General features: G+C 42.2%; 11 protein-coding genes, 1 tRNA gene and 1 pseudogene. 4 read left to right on the top strand and 9 right to left on the bottom strand.

What is annotated here, in order from left to right:
- Positions 1 to 77: 77 nt before the first annotated feature.
- Positions 78 to 314 (top strand): hypothetical protein, encoded by a 237-nt coding sequence (locus VF06_RS23685; RefSeq protein ID WP_099068178.1) that lies wholly within the window; start codon positions 78 to 80, stop codon positions 312 to 314.
- 96 nt (positions 315 to 410) lie between these two features.
- Here the strand turns inward: VF06_RS23685 and VF06_RS23680 are convergent, their stop codons facing one another.
- From VF06_RS23680 to VF06_RS23670, 3 genes are all read right to left on the bottom strand, one after another.
- Entirely contained in the window at positions 411 to 1,193 is a 783-nt protein-coding gene (locus tag VF06_RS23680) for a TrmH family RNA methyltransferase (protein ID WP_099068179.1), read from the bottom strand.
- A 62-nt stretch (positions 1,194 to 1,255) separates the two neighbouring features.
- A tRNA-Leu gene (locus VF06_RS23675) sits at positions 1,256 to 1,337 on the bottom strand.
- 189 nt (positions 1,338 to 1,526) lie between these two features.
- The gene (locus VF06_RS23670; RefSeq protein ID WP_099068180.1) at positions 1,527 to 2,246 is read right to left on the bottom strand and encodes a response regulator; all 720 of its coding nucleotides are present in this window, start codon (positions 2,244 to 2,246) and stop codon (positions 1,527 to 1,529) included.
- Between the two features lie 710 nt (positions 2,247 to 2,956).
- Here VF06_RS23670 and VF06_RS23665 point away from each other — a divergent pair.
- Together VF06_RS23665 and VF06_RS23660 are read left to right on the top strand one after the other, a co-directional pair.
- Positions 2,957 to 4,051, top strand: coding sequence for a sensor histidine kinase (locus tag VF06_RS23665; RefSeq protein WP_099068181.1), 1,095 nt, complete (start codon positions 2,957 to 2,959; stop codon positions 4,049 to 4,051).
- 123 nt (positions 4,052 to 4,174) lie between these two features.
- Positions 4,175 to 4,750 carry a Uma2 family endonuclease gene (locus tag VF06_RS23660; RefSeq protein ID WP_099068182.1) on the top strand — a complete coding sequence of 192 codons (576 nt, stop codon included), beginning with the start codon at positions 4,175 to 4,177 and terminating at the stop codon, positions 4,748 to 4,750.
- Positions 4,751 to 4,829: 79 nt separating this feature from the next.
- Here VF06_RS23660 and VF06_RS23655 read toward each other — a convergent pair whose 3' ends face one another.
- The 5 genes from VF06_RS23655 to VF06_RS23640 form a co-directional block, all read right to left on the bottom strand.
- Positions 4,830 to 6,344, bottom strand: a complete 1,515-nt coding sequence (locus tag VF06_RS23655) for a trehalase family glycosidase (protein ID WP_099068183.1) — start codon at positions 6,342 to 6,344, stop codon at positions 4,830 to 4,832.
- Between the two features lie 38 nt (positions 6,345 to 6,382).
- Positions 6,383 to 6,607, bottom strand: coding sequence for a hypothetical protein (locus VF06_RS39435; protein WP_143861738.1), 225 nt, complete (start codon positions 6,605 to 6,607; stop codon positions 6,383 to 6,385).
- Positions 6,608 to 6,626: 19 nt separating this feature from the next.
- Positions 6,627 to 9,425, bottom strand: a complete 2,799-nt coding sequence (gene treY, locus VF06_RS23650; RefSeq protein WP_099068184.1) for a malto-oligosyltrehalose synthase — start codon at positions 9,423 to 9,425, stop codon at positions 6,627 to 6,629.
- Between the two features lie 283 nt (positions 9,426 to 9,708).
- The gene (treZ, locus tag VF06_RS23645) at positions 9,709 to 11,556 is read right to left on the bottom strand and encodes a malto-oligosyltrehalose trehalohydrolase (RefSeq protein WP_099068185.1); all 1,848 of its coding nucleotides are present in this window, start codon (positions 11,554 to 11,556) and stop codon (positions 9,709 to 9,711) included.
- Positions 11,557 to 11,874: 318 nt separating this feature from the next.
- Positions 11,875 to 12,279 (bottom strand): thiol-disulfide oxidoreductase DCC family protein, encoded by a 405-nt coding sequence (locus VF06_RS23640; RefSeq protein ID WP_099076587.1) that lies wholly within the window; start codon positions 12,277 to 12,279, stop codon positions 11,875 to 11,877.
- A gap of 594 nt (positions 12,280 to 12,873) precedes the next feature.
- Here VF06_RS23640 and VF06_RS42890 point away from each other — a divergent pair.
- Positions 12,874 to 13,262 (top strand): annotated as a pseudogene (locus VF06_RS42890) (ISAs1 family transposase); the annotation flags it as partial.
- A gap of 346 nt (positions 13,263 to 13,608) precedes the next feature.
- Here the strand turns inward: VF06_RS42890 and acnB are convergent.
- The gene (gene acnB / locus VF06_RS23630; RefSeq protein ID WP_099072310.1) at positions 13,609 to 16,239 is read right to left on the bottom strand and encodes a bifunctional aconitate hydratase 2/2-methylisocitrate dehydratase; all 2,631 of its coding nucleotides are present in this window, start codon (positions 16,237 to 16,239) and stop codon (positions 13,609 to 13,611) included.
- Positions 16,240 to 16,556 lie beyond the last annotated feature (317 nt).

The raw sequence follows: 16,556 nt of genomic DNA, 5'->3' as shown, positions 1-16,556 counted from the left end.
ATAACCACAAATATGATGTTATATATGCAAAATTTAATAAAAATTACGCTAGTCAATAGGATTTTTAAGTCAAAATTATGGAGCCAAGCCACCGACCACTGCACTACGATGCCGATTTAGAGTTTCAAGAAGCACTGGAACAATTGGAGGATATCTTACAAGAAAATCCTACTGAGGATGAAGATACGCCAAAATTGGATAACCAGAGTGCTGATGAAGTCGAACTCAATAAAGACTTGACAAATATTGATTTAGCGGCTTTTGAAGACGCTGTTGCCGACATTGAACAATATTTGGAGCAAAAAACGAAATAAAACTTGGGGACTGGGGACTGGGGACTGATGACTGATGACTGATGACTGGTGAATTATTATTCTCCCCATCTCCCCATCTCCCCACCCCCCCACTCCCTACTCCTGAGTCATTTGCCGCTGAGCTTCGTACAACATTAACGCAGCTGCGATCGCTACGTTCAAAGACTCTACCCCAGGACTCAAGGGAATTCTCACTTGCTTGTCTGCCATCGCGGCTAAGTCTGCTGACAAACCAGCACCTTCATTTCCCAGTAATATTAAACTCGGTTTTCGCCAGTCCACTTGCCAATAAGTTAAGCTTGCATTCGGCAATGTTGCTATTACCTGCATTCCTGCTTGCTGGCTTTGTTGTACTATCGCTTTTAAATCTTCGGTGACTCCCGTTGCTAGGCGGAACCATTGCCCTGCTGAAGCACGTAGCACTTTGGGGTTCTCTAAATCGACGCTATCTCCACTGAGCCACAACCCGGACGCTCCAGCGGCCGCCGCAGTACGAATCATCGTACCCAGGTTACCAGGATCTTGTACTGTTTCTAAAGCTAGGACTAAACCAGTAAATGGTACTTGAGTTTGACCATTGCTGCGTTTTGCTGTTGCTACCACACCATCGGGTTGCACTGTGGTGGCGATGGCATCTAAAATCTCTTTACTGACAATTTCGGCGCGGCTGCATCGCCTACAAGCTTCCTCCCACAATGACGGGTGGTTTGCTTGCCAATCTGGGGTACAACACACCGTTTCTAGGGGGTAATTCACCGCACAAGCTTCCTCTAACAGGTGCGTCCCTTCCAGCAAAAATAACTCCTGCTTGTGGCGCTCCTTGGTAGAGTGTAACTTGCGGATTTGCTTGACTAAAGGATTTTGTAAGCTGGTCAACATGATTTTAGATTTTAGATTTTAGATTTTAGATTAATCCAAAATCCAAAATCCAAAATTGATTATGCGGAACCCGGGACTTGAACCCGGAAGCCTTGCGGCACTAGAACCTGAATCTAGCGCGTCTGCCAATTCCGCCAGTTCCGCTGGCAATTATCTTTATCCACAATTTCTAATTGTTACGTATTTTTTTACCTTTGTCAAGTGCAAAAAAGCGAAAGTTAAAAGGCAAAAGAAAGAATAATAGAGTATTTCTTTTTACTTTTATCTTTTGATAGCAGTTGCCGTTAAAATTCGGATACCAACTTCCCTGTTTGCTCTTCTCTGCTATATTTTTTAAGGAACTAATCCTGCACGTAAAGCACGCACAGCAGCTTGTGTACGGTCAGCAACACAGAGTTTATTGAGAATACCACGGACGTGAGTTTTGACAGTGCCCACTGTGAGATACAGTCTTTTGGCGATTTCTGCATTGTCACATCCTGCGACAATCAACTCTAAAACATCCATTTCCCGTTGAGTTAAAGGATAACTGACGATAGTTTTTTCGATATCTGGGTCAATACCTTCAATCAACACTCTTTTGGTTGCCGATCCTCTGCTAGCATCGGGGAAATCTTGGCGTATTTGCTGGAGTACAAGGTCTGCGATCGCTGGATCGATCCATGAGCTACCTGCATGGGTTGTTCGCACAGCCTCTATTAGTCTCTCACTTTCGATATCCTTCATACAATAGGAATCAGCCCCTGCTGCAAATGCAGCTAACACTGCCTGCTCGCTATTCTGCATTGTTAAAATGAGCAGTTTTGTTGTATAGTCCTCTGTCTCTGCTTGATATTGCCTAATTGTGCGCGTTAGCTCGATACCATCCATATCAGGCAAACCAATGTCAATAGTAGCAATATCAGGTTTGAGACTTTTCACAAGCTCGATTCCATCTGCGGCATTAGCGGCTTCACCAACAATGTTGACTTCTGGCTGAGTTTGTAAGGCAGCCCGCAAACCGATTCTCGTAAGGTTATGATCTTCGATGACGAGGATCTTGATTTCATCCATAGTTGCTTAACTTTACTGTTATCTATCTAGAGTACACATTAAAATAATCCTGTTCTCCAATTCAGGATTTTATACAAAAAGCAATATGTTTGCTATTGTTTCCAGGAGCGCATCTACCATTAGACATTAAATAACCTTATCTTGTAGGTTTTTCTAGAGGCAAGAGTTTCATCTAAACAATACAATTCAATCAAAAAAACTATTTTTGTCCATTCTTGCCAAGATGTATGTTTTATGCGCTACAACTGATTTTCCAAATCTGATAGCAACTACGAATCGCTTAATGTTCCATCGCCGATCCTTGCTGTAGCACTAATGATGCACATAAAATGAATCACTAAGCTGCTTCAATGTTACACCAATTGAAAAAAAGAGTGCCACAGATACACCGTCCGAAACCCTTGTAATATAGGCGTTTTTCATGGATGAATTTTGTAGCTTTAGCTTATCTTAAGGTATGCGTCAATTGGGAATTTGTATTACATTCTACTTACAAATTTAATTTGGCGGACAACATACTGAATAATAAGTAACATTTAGTACTTTTCATACTGAATTGACGAAGAAAATAGTATAATTATTCAAAAAAGATGTCGAAAATTCAGGAAAGTTTAAAGGAAAATGTGAAATTTTAATTATGTCAACACTATTGGAGTAAGCTATTACTAGATTTGCGAGGAATAGCCAAGCACTTCTTATTATATTTAGCCATGTCCTTAACTAAAACTGTTAAAAAAGATAAAATTCTCGTTGTCGATGACATATTTGACAATTTACTGATATTAGAAGCAGTCCTACAAGATAACGACTATGAACTGAGCTTGGTGGAAGATAGTAAAGTTGCTCTAGATATGGTTGAGCAATCACCACCAGATTTAATTCTGTTAGATGTGATGATGCCAGGGATAGATGGTTATGAATTTACTCGACGCATCCGCAAAAATCAAGCGTTGCCTTTTATCCCGATTTTGTTGATTACCGCTCACTATGAATCCAGCGTTGTGCAAGGACTGGATGCTGGTGCAGATGACTTTATTCGTAAACCATTCGATCCTGATGAACTACATGCACGAGTGCGATCGCTGCTCCGCCTCAAGCATAGCATTGACGAACGAGATCAAATGGCGAATTTACGGGCAGATTTTGTCTCGCGTTTTACCCACGATTTACGCATACCCCTAGTAGCCTCCAATCGGATTTTAAAATTATTACTGGAAGGGAGGTTTTGCGACGTTTCGCCACAATTACAAGAAATAATTAATACCATGATTGGCAGTAATCAAGACCTGCTAGAAATGGTAAATACTTTGTTAGAAGTTTATCGTCATGAAGCGGGCTGCAAAACTTTAAAAATTGCACCTTGTAATCTTCAGGAATTAGTTAATGAAGTCGCCCAAGAATTAACTCCTTTAGCTGAAGAAAAAGGGTTAGCCGTCAACATTGATAAAAGCGAAACTACAAGTACGGTAATGGGCGATCGCGTAGAACTGCGACGAGTTTTAACAAACATCATCGGCAATGCCATCAAATTTACAGACAAAGGTTCTGTAAATATTCGCTGCGATGTTAATTTACCAGAGGTAATTATCAGTATCCAGGATACAGGGCCAGGAATTTCCAAACAAGACCAAGCAATTTTATTCGAGCGATTTCGCCAAGGTAAACACCAACGTTCTGGTAGTGGTTTAGGGCTATATCTATCTCGTTGCATCATTGAAGCACATCAAGGCACAATCGATGTCACATCTGAACCAGGGCAAGGTAGTACATTTACAATCCGTGTCCCTTTGGCTGGTGAAAACTGAAAAGTTTGTTGACTGTTGACTGTTAACTGTGAACCGTCAACAGTCAACAGCCTCAAATGTGGAAGAGCTTATTTGTTTAGGCGATGGCCTAAACTAAAAATAAGCTTTTTTGATTCAATACCTATGGTTCAGTCTTCTAATCAACGGCTAAGTCTAGAAGAATTTCTGGCACTCCCCGAAGGTGATATTACATACGAATTTGTGAACGGTGAAGCTGTACCCAAATATAAAAACGATGAAATGTCACCAAAATTTTTTCATGGCTCGACCACAGGTGCTTTATTTATACTATTGTCTGCATGGGCAAAAGAAAAGGGTCGGGTTGTCATTGAATGGGCAATCAAACTAACACTAAATCAACAAGATTGGATGCCCGTACCAGATTTGACTTATGTTTCATACCGCCGTCTTCCTGCTGACTGGGTATTAGATGAACCTTGTCCTGTGCCACCAGAATTAGTGATTGAAATTATTTCCCCTGGTCAGACTTTTGGTGAAATTGCCGAAAAAGCAACTGATTATCTCAAAGCTGGTGTTTGTTGTGTTTGGGTGGTTGATACGCGAGCAAAAACGGTAACAATTTTCTATCCCAATACACCACCACAGACAAAAAGAGGTAACGATACTTTAGCTGATTCGTTACTAGAAAAAATTCCATTTACACCGCAAAATATTTTTCAACAAGCTGGAATTATCTAAGGGAATTGCAAGTAAAAAAATATTTCATTACTATTGTTGACTGTTGACGGTTGACAGTCAACAGTCAACGGTCAACACTTTAACCTTTTTTCTGAGACGCTGCTAAAAGTTCCAGAATCACTCCATTTGTCCAGCCGAAACCTACTTCGTTAGAACTATATCCAAAACAGATTTCACTGGAAACGTTGGCAGAACAGCGTTGGACATCATATTTTTCCACTAAAGTGTTGTGACGCCCGAATTCCTTGACCACCATAGCGAGGAATTTGTTAGCAATGCGATCGCCTTCTGTATGATATCCATAGCGGTGAAGTCCTTGGACAGCGATTAAGGTCAATGGTGCCCAGCCAAAGGGGGCGTCCCACTGGTTGCCGGTAACACGAGTACTGGTAAAAATACCACCTGGGGCTTCAAACAAAGAAAGATTTTCTACCAAGCGCTGGGCTTGGGATGGGGAAGCAATTCCCAGCCAAAGGGGATAGAATGTCGTGGCAAATTCATAACGGCGGCGTTCGCCACTCTGGAGGTGATAGTCGAGATAAAGCCCGTGTTCTTCATCCCAAAGAAACTGGTCGATGCGTTGGCGGCGAATTTCTGCACGTTCGCGCCATTGTTGCACCAGATCTTCGTTGCCGAAAATCTCATTTATTTGTACTAAGTCTTGTTCCATCTGATACAGCAAACTGTTCAGACACACAGGAGCGTAATGGAGGATATCAGCGCTGAAGGGGCCAAATCGGTTAGTGATATCAAAACCGGACTCGCGCATGGTACGATCGCCTTTATAAAATAGGCTGGTTAATTCGTCCTTTTCGCGATCGTAGTAAAGATTAACATCATAATCTTCAATTTCAAAGGTTTGATAGTACTCCTTAACGCGGTCGTAATGGCTTCTTCCCTGTTCATCTCGTTCGGAAAACAAGACTTCTGGTGCAGGGCCTTCGCCAAAAGCATAAAATCTCGATAAGCCGGTTCCAGGATTTAAGTGCGGCGGCACTACCCAGTAATAATAAAACTGTTCTAGTAGCGGTACCGTTGACCTGAGCCATTGTTCATCCTGGGTGTGCTGGAATAGCGCCATCACCATCATACTCAGGACGGGGGGCTGCGATCGCGACAGCATGTAAGTCCGGTTGGAATTGAGGATAGTACCGTAATGCTGCACTTGGTAAAGTAATTGGTCTACTTGGCTTTGGGCTAGTTCCAATTCGCCATCATGTAGAAGTCCCAATAATATAAAGTAGCTGTCCCAACCATACATTTCGTTAAAGCGACCACCGGGGACGACATAAGGCCCTGGCAGGTATAGTAATCCATGTTCTTGAATTGCTTCTGGCTCAGGCGGCAAAGTACGAATTTGAATTCTTTGCATATCCTGACGAGATAGCGATCGCTCTAACACAGTTTGCACGTTAGGACAATCTTCCAAAGGTGAAATGTAGACAATCCAGGGAGTTTCTGAACTGTGGTCTAGTTTACTATCTTTGGCAGATTGTACGAGATGTTCGTGCGATCGGGTTAAGGTTTTCCAGGTTTTTTTGATATGGGATTGTACTGCGTCTATCTGCGCGGTGGTGAGTGATGGAGTAGTCATAATGTGGAGTGGAAATTACTTTTAAACGCATAGGAACGCTAAGGAAATCGCAGAGGAACGCAGAGTTTTTCCAGCGTTTTCTCTGCGCCTTTGGGTTTGTGCGTGATATCAAGTCCGGCTAAATGCTTGTCATTACGTTCGCCCTTGGCGTTCCCGCAGGGTACGTAGCGATAGCGAAGTGAAGTAATCGCAGAATTCTTGCGATTGCGTCCTTCCACTTCGTTGCACTCGCAATGACATATCACAAGTAATTTACCGGACACGATATGAGATTTTATCTTTTCATTCAGCACTACTAACCAACAATGCAACCGGAAAATGCGCGAGGGCAGATCCGATAGATAATGTTTCTTTGGCTTGTAATGGTTGGTGAGTTAAGACGTTTTTCCAAGACGACGAAGTTCCAGAGGGTAATTGTAGGCGCGTATCTTTCCAGACTGACTCACTCAAGGGATTTTCTCCAGGTTGAATGAGGCGAGTGAAAAAGCGGGGTGCGATGGCGATCGCTGTTTGATTCTTTAATTGTCGCGCAAAGGCAATAATATGATTAGCGTGAGTTCCATGAATTTCTAACGGCAGATAATCTCCGTCTTGGAATAGTGAGAGATAATCTTTTCTGGCTTTGAGTAATTGTGCCGTTAAAAACAGTTTGATTCTGCCGTCGGTTTTGTGTTTGAGCAATTCTTGAATCAATCCTAAGATATCTGTTTGGATTTGCTCTTTCATGGCGGTTAAATAACTGCGTCGTTGTTCAAAATCCACGGGACGGCGGTTATCTGGATCGACTAAACTTAATTCCCAAAGTTCCGTTCCTTGATAAAAATCAGGTACGCCCGGAGCTAAAGTTTTAAGTAGAGTTTGGGAAAGGGAATTAAACATTCCATAATCGGCAATTCGCTGTTGAAAAGGATGAAAGGCTTCGAGAAATTGCCCAGAAGTTGCAGGATTCAAGATTTTTTCTACAAAGGAAGTGCAAGCTTCTTCGTATTGGCTATCAGGCCGCAACCATGCAGTATGTACTTTTGCTTCTCGAATTGATTTGATGATGTATTCCTTCACCCTTTCTACGAAAGATTCCTGTTCTTCTGCGGCTAAGGGATATGCACCGATTAGGGTTTGATAGAGAAAATACTCATCATTGCGATCGGGCATGGCAAATCCGTGGCGAATCTGGCGATGTCCTTGATTATAATGACTCCAGATGTTGACTTGTTCTTCCCATTCTTCTGGCAATTCTGACAATACATTTAACCTTGCTCGCACGTCTTCACCGCGTTTAGTATCATGGGTGGCTGTGGCGTTCATGGTGTGAGGCCATGTTGCTTGGTGCTTTTGGTTAAAGCTGTGGAAGTCAGCTACAGAAATGCCAAAATGGCTGGGATTTCCTCCCACTTCATTGAGGGATATCAAGCGATTGTAAACATATAATGTTGTGTCTTCCACACCTTTGGCCATGAGGGGGCCGCTGTATTGCTGCATTCTGAGAACAAAATAGATCCACTGTTCCCGTTCTGTTTGGGAAAGAGAATTATCGAATTCTAGGAGCATCAATTTTTCAATAAAATTTAACTCATGCTGCAATAAAGGAGCTTGTTCTTTAGCTTGATTAATTACCTCTTGAATGGTGAGTTTATCCCCTTCTCCAATTCCATCGGGAGTAATATAAGTACGGTAAATTGGGAACAGTGTTAAAACTTCGGCGATCGCTCTTTTGAGTCCATTGATAGTAAAGTCATTTCCATAGCGATATTTGCTGGAAATATTTTTTAGTAGAATGGCTAAATTATCTATGTCACCTGCTAAATTTTTCTCGATAATTAGCTGTTTTTTATCCTTGATTAAAGAAGCATAATTGAGTTTATTGCTAATAAAAGCATGATAGATTTTATCAAACAAAAACTCGGTTTCGTTATTGCAAAATACACCATTGACATAATTTAGAAAATCGTAACCAGATGTACCTTGAATTTGCCAATTTTCTGGCAAATCTTCAGTTAATTCCAAGATTTTTTCCACGGTGATGTAAACATCTGGCGTTTTTTCTTGCAGCCTTTCTAAATACTGAGTCGGGTTATACAGTCCATCTATGTGGTCAATGCGTAAACCTGTAAATTTACCTTCTTCAACTAGCTTTTGAATCAAACTATGAGTGTTATTAAAAACTCGCAATTCTTCAATTTTGACAGAAATCAATTCATTGACCGTAAAGAATCGCCGATAATTCATTTCTTCCGCCCCGACTTTCCAAAAGGCGAGACGATAAAACTGGTCTTTGAGTAAATCGTCTAGGAGATTAAAGCTTTCAGAATTACCCGGTTCTCCATTAAAAGTTTTGAGATTTTCTACAATAAACTCGCGGATGGCATCGTTTGTATTGTAAAGTTCCCAAACTAATCCTTTGATAAATGCAATTTGGTCTTGTCGCTGTTTACCCGCAACTTCTGAAGGCACATTTTTCAGAATGTACAGAATCCCCAATAATTTAATAAAATCAGGATGATTGCGGCCTAGCGTGCGCGTGAGTTTGCCCAGATTATAGGTGAGAAATTTGGTGTAAGACTCTAAGCGCAGGGGTAGTTTTAAACTGTAATAGTTGACAGTTAAGCCATTTTGTTCATATTGCAGTTGAATGTGTCCATTTTCCAAAGATACGCCATAGAAATCTCCCAATAGAGGAGCGAGAATTCGTTGTTGGCGATCGCCAAATGGTACATTCCAAGAAAGGTCGAAGTAATCAGTATAACTGGAATCTGGCCCGTGTTCCAAGATATCCATTAAATACTCATTTTCGCTGCTATAGGCCATGTGGTTGGGCACAATATCTTGTAACCAACCCATTCCCAGAGATTGGATTTCACTAATTAATGCATCAAAGGACTCATTAGTTCCCAGTTCCGGATTGAGTTGAGTCGGGTCTACTATATCGTAACCGTGAGTACTACCAGACCGCGCCTTGAAAATCGGCGAAGCATACAAATCAGAAATGCCTAAATCAGAAAGATAAGCGGCGATGGCTTTTGCATTGTCAAAGCCAAACTGGGGTGTAAACTGAATTCGATAAGTTGCTCTTGGAATTCGCATACTTGTATTTCGTGGGAGTGATGAATGTTGACTGTTGACTGTTGACTGTTGAATAGACCTCTTGCATAAATAATTTTTTATCGGGCTACGCAAAGCGTAGCTTGCTTCCCCGGAGGGGTACGCTAACGCGCAAAGGCCCAAAAAAGAACTTTTGCCAGAGGTCTAATGAGGAGTTGAAAGTTAGGAGTTTGAGGTTTTAAAGTTTAATGTTAAGCCTTGAAGGCTAAAACTTTAAGTTATGACTCTTTTCCCCACCTCCCCATCTCCTCATCTCCTTATTTCCCTACTCCCTTTCATACAGTACTAAACTAATGGGTTGTAGTTTAATTTCTTCTCCCGCAGATAGATATTCAGGGGCTTGGGAACCAGGCCCAGACCATGAGGTGTCTGCTGAATCTAATAGTTTGTGAGCTTTGTTTTGAATTGGCAAAGTTATTGTCACTGGAGACGAGTTAAAATTCAATACAAATATTAATTCACTCGTTTCACTCCAACGACGAACGATAACTAATTGCTTGTCTTCATCGCTAGTGGCTTGGATAGAATTGCGGTCTTGGTTAAGAAGTACTGGATGAGTTTTGCGTAAATTAATTAATTGACGATACCAATTCCATAAAACTTTGTGATTGTCTTCATGGCGTAATTCCCAGTTGAGTTTGCTCTGTAAAAATGTTTCTGCGGATTCTGGGTCTGGGGGATCGTCTTCATAATGAAATGGTTCAAATTCTTCTTTGCGTCCGGCTCGAACTGCTTGAATTAAATCTGGGTCTGAGTGACTAACAAAGTAAATGAATGGTGCGGTTTCACCGTATTCTTCGCCCATGAATAATAAAGGCAAATAAGGTGAGAGTAACACAGCGCCGGCGGCTAATTTTAATCCTTCAAAAGAGACGCGCGCACTGAGGCGTTCTCCTTTCATTTGGTTGCCGATTTGGTCGTGATTTTGGATGCAGACTAAAAACTGTGATAAAGGGCGATCGCTGCAAGATAAACCATGATATCGTTTGCGATCCACCGAGTATTTCCAATCATAAACAAAAGTATCTTGATAAGCTTTTGCTAAGTCAGCAAATGTTCCAAAATCTTGATAATATCCTTGGCGATCGCCTGTTAAAAGTGTATGTAAGGCATGGTGAAAATCATCACTCCATTGGGCATCGATTCCATATCCGCCCAATTCCACCGGACGAATGATTTGCGGATTATTTAAATCGCTTTCGGCAATTAAATGACGTTTCCATCTTTGCCCTTGTTGGGAAAAATGATGAACTGCTTCTGCTAATTCCCACAAAAAATGCTTTGCTCCCAAATCATAAATTGCTTGAATTGCATCTAACCGCAGTGCATCAATATGAAATTCACCCAACCAATAAATCGCATTTTCAATAAAATAATTTCGCACGCCCATATTCAGGGCATCATCGAAATTCATCGCATTGCCCCACGGCGTTTTATAGGTTTTGGTAAAGTATGGCCCAAACTGACCAATATAATTACCTTCTGGCCCAAAGTGGTTATACACCACATCCAGCACAACAGCAATACCATTTTCATGGCAAGCATCCACCAATTTTTTTAAATCAGCTGGAGTTCCGTAGGAATTTTGCACAGCATAAGGATAAACGCCATCATACCCCCAGTTACGGTATGCCAAAGCAGGCTCAATATGGGTATCTCCGGGAAACTGAGAAATCGGCATGATTTCAATGGCATTAATTCCCAGTTCTCGTAATTCCGGGAGACGGGGAATAATAGCAGCAAAAGTGCCTTCAGGGGTGAATGTCCCCACATGAAGTTCGTAGAAAATCATCGACTCCACAGGAATTCCAGCCCATCCTTCATCAGTCCACTGAAACTGAGGATCTATAATTTGAGATGGCCCGTGTACACCTTCAGGTTGATACTGCGATGCTGGATCGGGGAAAGCATTTTCTCCATTCAGCACATACTTATAAAGCGTACCTGGATACACATCATTCACCTTCGTCTGCCAGTATCCCTCTGCTTGAGGTTTAAGCGCAATTACCTGCGGTTCTGGCGTCAAAATTTGCACAGCAACGCTATCTAACGTCGGAGACCAAACTGTAAATTCACACTCTCCGTTACCCAAATAATGAGCACCAATTCTCACGCAGATTTCCCCCTTCAATCAGGTTGTGTACCGGATTTTGGCGTCTAGTAATTTCATGTTGTCACACACTCTTGACCAACACGCCAAACAAATAGAATCATGGTGGTTCCACTGGACTTTTTACTAGTATCAAAGGACTGAATTTAGAACTACAAAACTCTGTCTAATGATAAATTAAGTTATTGAACATTTTTTGGTGTTGGCTGGTGGCTGATGACTGATGACAGTTGACTGATGACTGATGACTGGAAAATCAGAATTTATTCTCCTTGTCCCCCTTGTCCCCCTTGTCTCCCCATCCCCCCATCCCCCCATCCCCTACCCCTTACAGCTGCCATCAACACAGTATGCTGATTGGTAAATACTAGAACGCTTGCCAAAGATAGTGTAACGATTATCGCGGATTTGTTCGTAAAAGCGATCGCCTGCCCATTTCATCCCCGGTAACGCCCGATAAGCATCTACAAATACACTTCCTAATGGCAATAACCGCCCAATTTCTTCTGCTGCATCACTACCTTGCCAACGCCTAGAGATATCGCTACCATCAATTAAAATCATTCCCTGTTCGCAATCTTTGGCTGTAATTCTCCATTGCAAAAGTTTCTCTTCATCTTGCATGGGAGTGTATTGAAACAACTTTCCTCGGTCTAAGGTTTCTAGTAATTGCACTAAGGTAACGCAGAGGTTACAATTTCCGTCGTAGATTACGTAATAAGTCATAGAAATATTAATCATCACTCCTAATACCATTTCACTTTATAAATGATACAAATACAAGCGTCAGAGCGTAGGCTCTGCCTTCCCGCAGGGTACAGCCGTTCGCTCCTACAGGTTATTGTATGTGCAGGGCGAACGCATCTAAATATAGTACAAGTTTACTAAGAAATAGAGAAAGATAGCGATCGCACTCTGGGATGGAGGTTGAGCAATGAGGCTTTGATGGTAAAGTCATTGTAAAAGTAAAATCAAGCACCAAAAAGCGTAAAGCTTAAGCCCAGAATTACGATTACTGACCGCCAGTCGCTACAAGTCGGCAAAGCCGCCCAACGCGCTGGCTCACTTTGCACAGATGGAAGACGAAATCAGGGCGAACGCATCTAAATATAGTACAAGTTTACTAAGAAATAGAGAAAGATAGCGATCGCACTCTGGGATGGAGGTTGAGCAATGAGGCTTTGATGGTAAAGTCATTGTAAAAGTAAAATCAAGCACCAAAAAGCGTAAAGCTTAAGCCCAGAATTACGATTACTGACCGCCAGTCGCTACAAGTCGGCAAAGCCGCCCAACGCGCTGGCTCACTTTGCACAGATGGAAGACGAAATACGTCATTATCTAATGTTATCTAATATTGAAGAAAAGCTTGACCCAGATTGAGTCTGGACAAAATTAAATAGCATAGGCATGGTGGARTCTGTACGGGAATTAAATGGCGAGACAACGGTAGAAACCCGTTATTTTATTAGTAGCCTGGAGGATAACGCCCAAAAGTTTGCTAATTCTATTCGTAGCCATTGGGGAATTGAAAATTCACTACATTGGATATTGGACGTAGGATTAAATGTTCGCGAAGCGGCTCTGAAAGAGCAGATGACTGTCGTATAAGAAAAGATAACGCACCACAAAATTTTGCACTTCTGCGCCACATTGCAGTTAATCTATTAGGTAAAGAGAAACGAGTGAAGGTAGGAGTAAAAAACAAATAATTTCTAGCTGCAATGGATAATCAATATTTAACTAGATTACTTTCCTTGGTTTAAAGCTGATTTTATAGGGTATTGAATCAGGCTGTAACTAATTTTCAATTCAGGTTACAGTCATTAATTCATATTATCAAGTTTCTGCTAATTTTTGATTTAAAATCATATCTTCATAGCAAATAATAAGTTTTTAATATTTGAAGTTATCCTTTGATTTGCATTCAATATTTATCTAAGAAAATCGACTTTATTCTAGATATTTGAATTTGCTGATGAAGTATTCATATAATTTTTGTGAGTTTTCCAACACATTCAATTGAAGGTGAGCTAAAAAAGCCCACCTAATTTAAAATTACACCAATAAAGCTTGTGCTTCTTTGGAAATCACGCGCCCTTCATCCTCAAAACCAGCAATTTGATCGAAGTTCAAATAGCGATACAAATTATCAGCAAAAGGATCGATTTTCTTCGCCACAATATCTAAATATTCCGCTACTGTGGGAATGCGTCCTAATAGCGCGCAAACTGCGGCTAATTCTGCTGAACCAAGATACACTCTGGCATCTTTGCCCATGCGATTATTAAAGTTGCGAGTAGAGGTAGAAAATACTGTTGTTCCATCAGCGACTCGCGCTTGATTTCCCATACACAAACTGCATCCTGGCATTTCGGTTCTCGCACCCGCAGCCCCAAAAATGGCGTACACTCCTTCTTCTTTTAATTGGTGTTCGTCCATGCGGGTTGGTGGTGCTATCCACAACCGGGTTTTCACTTCACCAGCACCTTCCAAAACTTTCGCCATTGCTCGATAATGACCAATATTTGTCATACATGAACCCAGGAATACTTCTTGCACTGGGTCGTTAGCAACTTCCGATAATAATTTAACATTATCGGGGTCATTGGGAGCAGCAACAATTGGTTCTTTGATTTCGTTCAAATCAATTTCAATTATTTCGGCATACTCGGCATCGGCGTCGGCTTCTAATAACACGGGATTTGCTAACCATTCTTCCATTTTGGCAATGCGCCGGAGGATGGTACGGGCATCGTGATAGCCCCGTGCTATCATGTTTTTCAAAAGTGCTACGTTAGAACGCAAATATTCTGAAATTGTCTCTACACTCAATTTAATGGTGGAACCTGCACAAGAACGTTCGGCGGTGGCGTCGGCGAGTTCAAAGGCTTGTTCAACTTTTAAATTTGGCAAACCTTCAATTTCTAAAATTCGCCCGGAGAAGACATTTTTTTTGTTTTGCTTCTCCACTGTTAGCAAACCTTTTTGAATTGCTACGTAGGGAATGGCATTGACAATATCCCGCAGGGTGACACCGGGTTGTAATTCACCTTTGAATCTTACCAAAACTGATTCTGGCATATCCAAAGGCATCACGCCCAAAGCCGCAGCAAAGGCTACTAACCCAGAACCGGCGGGGAAGGAAATTCCTAAGGGAAAGCGGGTGTGGGAGTCGCCGCCAGTTCCCACGGTGTCTGGTAGCAGCATCCGGTTTAACCAAGAGTGGATGATACCATCGCCGGGACGCAAGGCGACGCCGCCACGTTGGGCAAAAAAGTCGGGGAGATCGTGGTGGGTTTTAATGTCTACTGGTTTGGGATAAGCTACTGTGTGACAGAAACTCTGCATTACTAAATCTGCGCTGAAACCCAGACAAGCGAGTTCTTTTAATTCGTCGCGGGTCATGGGGCCTGTGGTATCCTGGGAACCAACGGTGGTCATGATGGGTTCGCAGGATGTACCGGGACGCACGCCAGCTAAGCCGCAAGCTTTACCAACCATTTTTTGTGCTAAGGTGTAGCCTTTGCCTGTGTCGTTTGGTTGTTGGGGACGGATAAAGACATTGCTGGGTTCTAAACCAAGGGCTTGGCGTGTTTTATCGGTGAGGGTACGCCCGATGAGTAGGGGGATGCGTCCACCTGCGCGGACTTCATCGAGGATGGTATCCGGTTTGAGGGTGAAGGTAGAAATAACTTCCCCTGCTTCGTTTGTAATTTCGCCTTTGTATGGGTGGATGGTAATAACCATGCCTGTTTCTAGTTTGGTGACATCGCACTGGATAGGCAAAGCACCGGCATCTTCAGCTGTGTTAAAGAAGATTGGAGCGATCGCACCACCTAAAATATACCCCCCTGCGCGTTTGTTGGGCACATAAGGTATATCATTTCCCAAATGCCACAACACCGAATTGATAGCAGACTTCCGCGAGGAACCAGTACCAACCACATCCCCCACGTAAGCCACAGGATGTCCTTGCTTTTTCAGTTCGGCAATGGTTTCTAAACTTCCCGGTTGCCGTGACTCTAACATTACTAAGGCGTGTAAAGGAATATCCGGGCGAGTTGTGGCGCTTTGGGCGGGGGATAAGTCATCGGTGTTGGTTTCCCCAGGGACTTTAAAAACTGTAACAGTAATCGCTTCTGGTACAGTGGGGCGGGCAGTAAACCACTCAGCTTCCGCCCAAGAGTCAATTACTAGTTTGGCATAGGGATTGGTTTTCGATAACTCCAAAACATCATGGAAAGCATCGTATACCAACAAAATTTTACTTAAGGCATTGGCGGCGTAGGCGGCGATGGGTTCCTTTCCTTGTCCTCCCATTACCAAAGGAGTTTCGGAAGAGTCGGATACCGATACGGTGGGCAATTGCAGCAAATCAATTAAAGCTTGCACGTTATAACCACCCACCATTGTGCCCAGCAATTGCACCGCTTGTATGGGGGAAATTAAAGGACTAGTGATTTCTTTTTTGGCAATACCTGTAAGAAATCCAGCTTTCACATAAGCCGCTGCATCGACACCGGGGGGGACGCGATCGCTCAATAAATGCAATAATGTATCTTCTTCACCCTTGGGCGGATTCTTCAGTAATTCACATAATTCTGAGGTTTGCTTCGCATCCAACGGTAAGGGGGGAATTCCTAATGCTGCCCTTTCGACGACGTGTTGACGGTATTGTTCTAGCATTTTTGTATTCTCCGTTGGCCTGTTCTACTCTTAATTATGAAATATTTTTAGGCAAGACTTTGCTATAAAAGTTTACCTTACTTTTATTACTCAAAGCTTTACTAGTAATAGCTTATTAGCAATTTAGTTTTATACTGAAAGTTTAGTTATCGTCTCTCAAATATTTTTCACTTTTTATAGACTCCGAATAAACTCGTTTAGAGGATCTTTTAAAACTCCTTAGTGATGTGGAAAATACTTTTAGATTCCCTTAAATCACCCTTCAAAAGGGGAGCCACTGCGTTGGGCGGCTCTGCCGATTTGTTCGCGAAGCGTCT

The organism is Nostoc linckia z4 (assembly GCF_002608075.1).
Taxonomy (GTDB): Bacteria; Cyanobacteriota; Cyanobacteriia; order Cyanobacteriales; family Nostocaceae; genus Nostoc; species Nostoc linckia.
This window is presented reverse-complemented; position numbering and strand designations above follow the sequence as displayed.

Bases quoted from the DNA above. Each gene is read 5' to 3' on its own strand.
- VF06_RS23685 (WP_099068178.1), top strand. From the start codon at position 78: ATGGAGCCAAGCCACCGACCACTGCACTACGATGCCGATTTAGAGTTT.
- VF06_RS23680 (WP_099068179.1), bottom strand. From the start codon at position 1,193: ATGTTGACCAGCTTACAAAATCCTTTAGTCAAGCAAATCCGCAAGTTA.
- VF06_RS23670 (WP_099068180.1), bottom strand. From the start codon at position 2,246: ATGGATGAAATCAAGATCCTCGTCATCGAAGATCATAACCTTACGAGA.
- VF06_RS23665 (WP_099068181.1), top strand. From the start codon at position 2,957: ATGTCCTTAACTAAAACTGTTAAAAAAGATAAAATTCTCGTTGTCGAT.
- VF06_RS23660 (WP_099068182.1), top strand. From the start codon at position 4,175: ATGGTTCAGTCTTCTAATCAACGGCTAAGTCTAGAAGAATTTCTGGCA.
- VF06_RS23655 (WP_099068183.1), bottom strand. From the start codon at position 6,344: ATGACTACTCCATCACTCACCACCGCGCAGATAGACGCAGTACAATCC.
- treY (WP_099068184.1), bottom strand. From the start codon at position 9,425: ATGCGAATTCCAAGAGCAACTTATCGAATTCAGTTTACACCCCAGTTT.
- VF06_RS23640 (WP_099076587.1), bottom strand. From the start codon at position 12,279: ATGACTTATTACGTAATCTACGACGGAAATTGTAACCTCTGCGTTACC.
- acnB (WP_099072310.1), bottom strand. From the start codon at position 16,239: ATGCTAGAACAATACCGTCAACACGTCGTCGAAAGGGCAGCATTAGGA.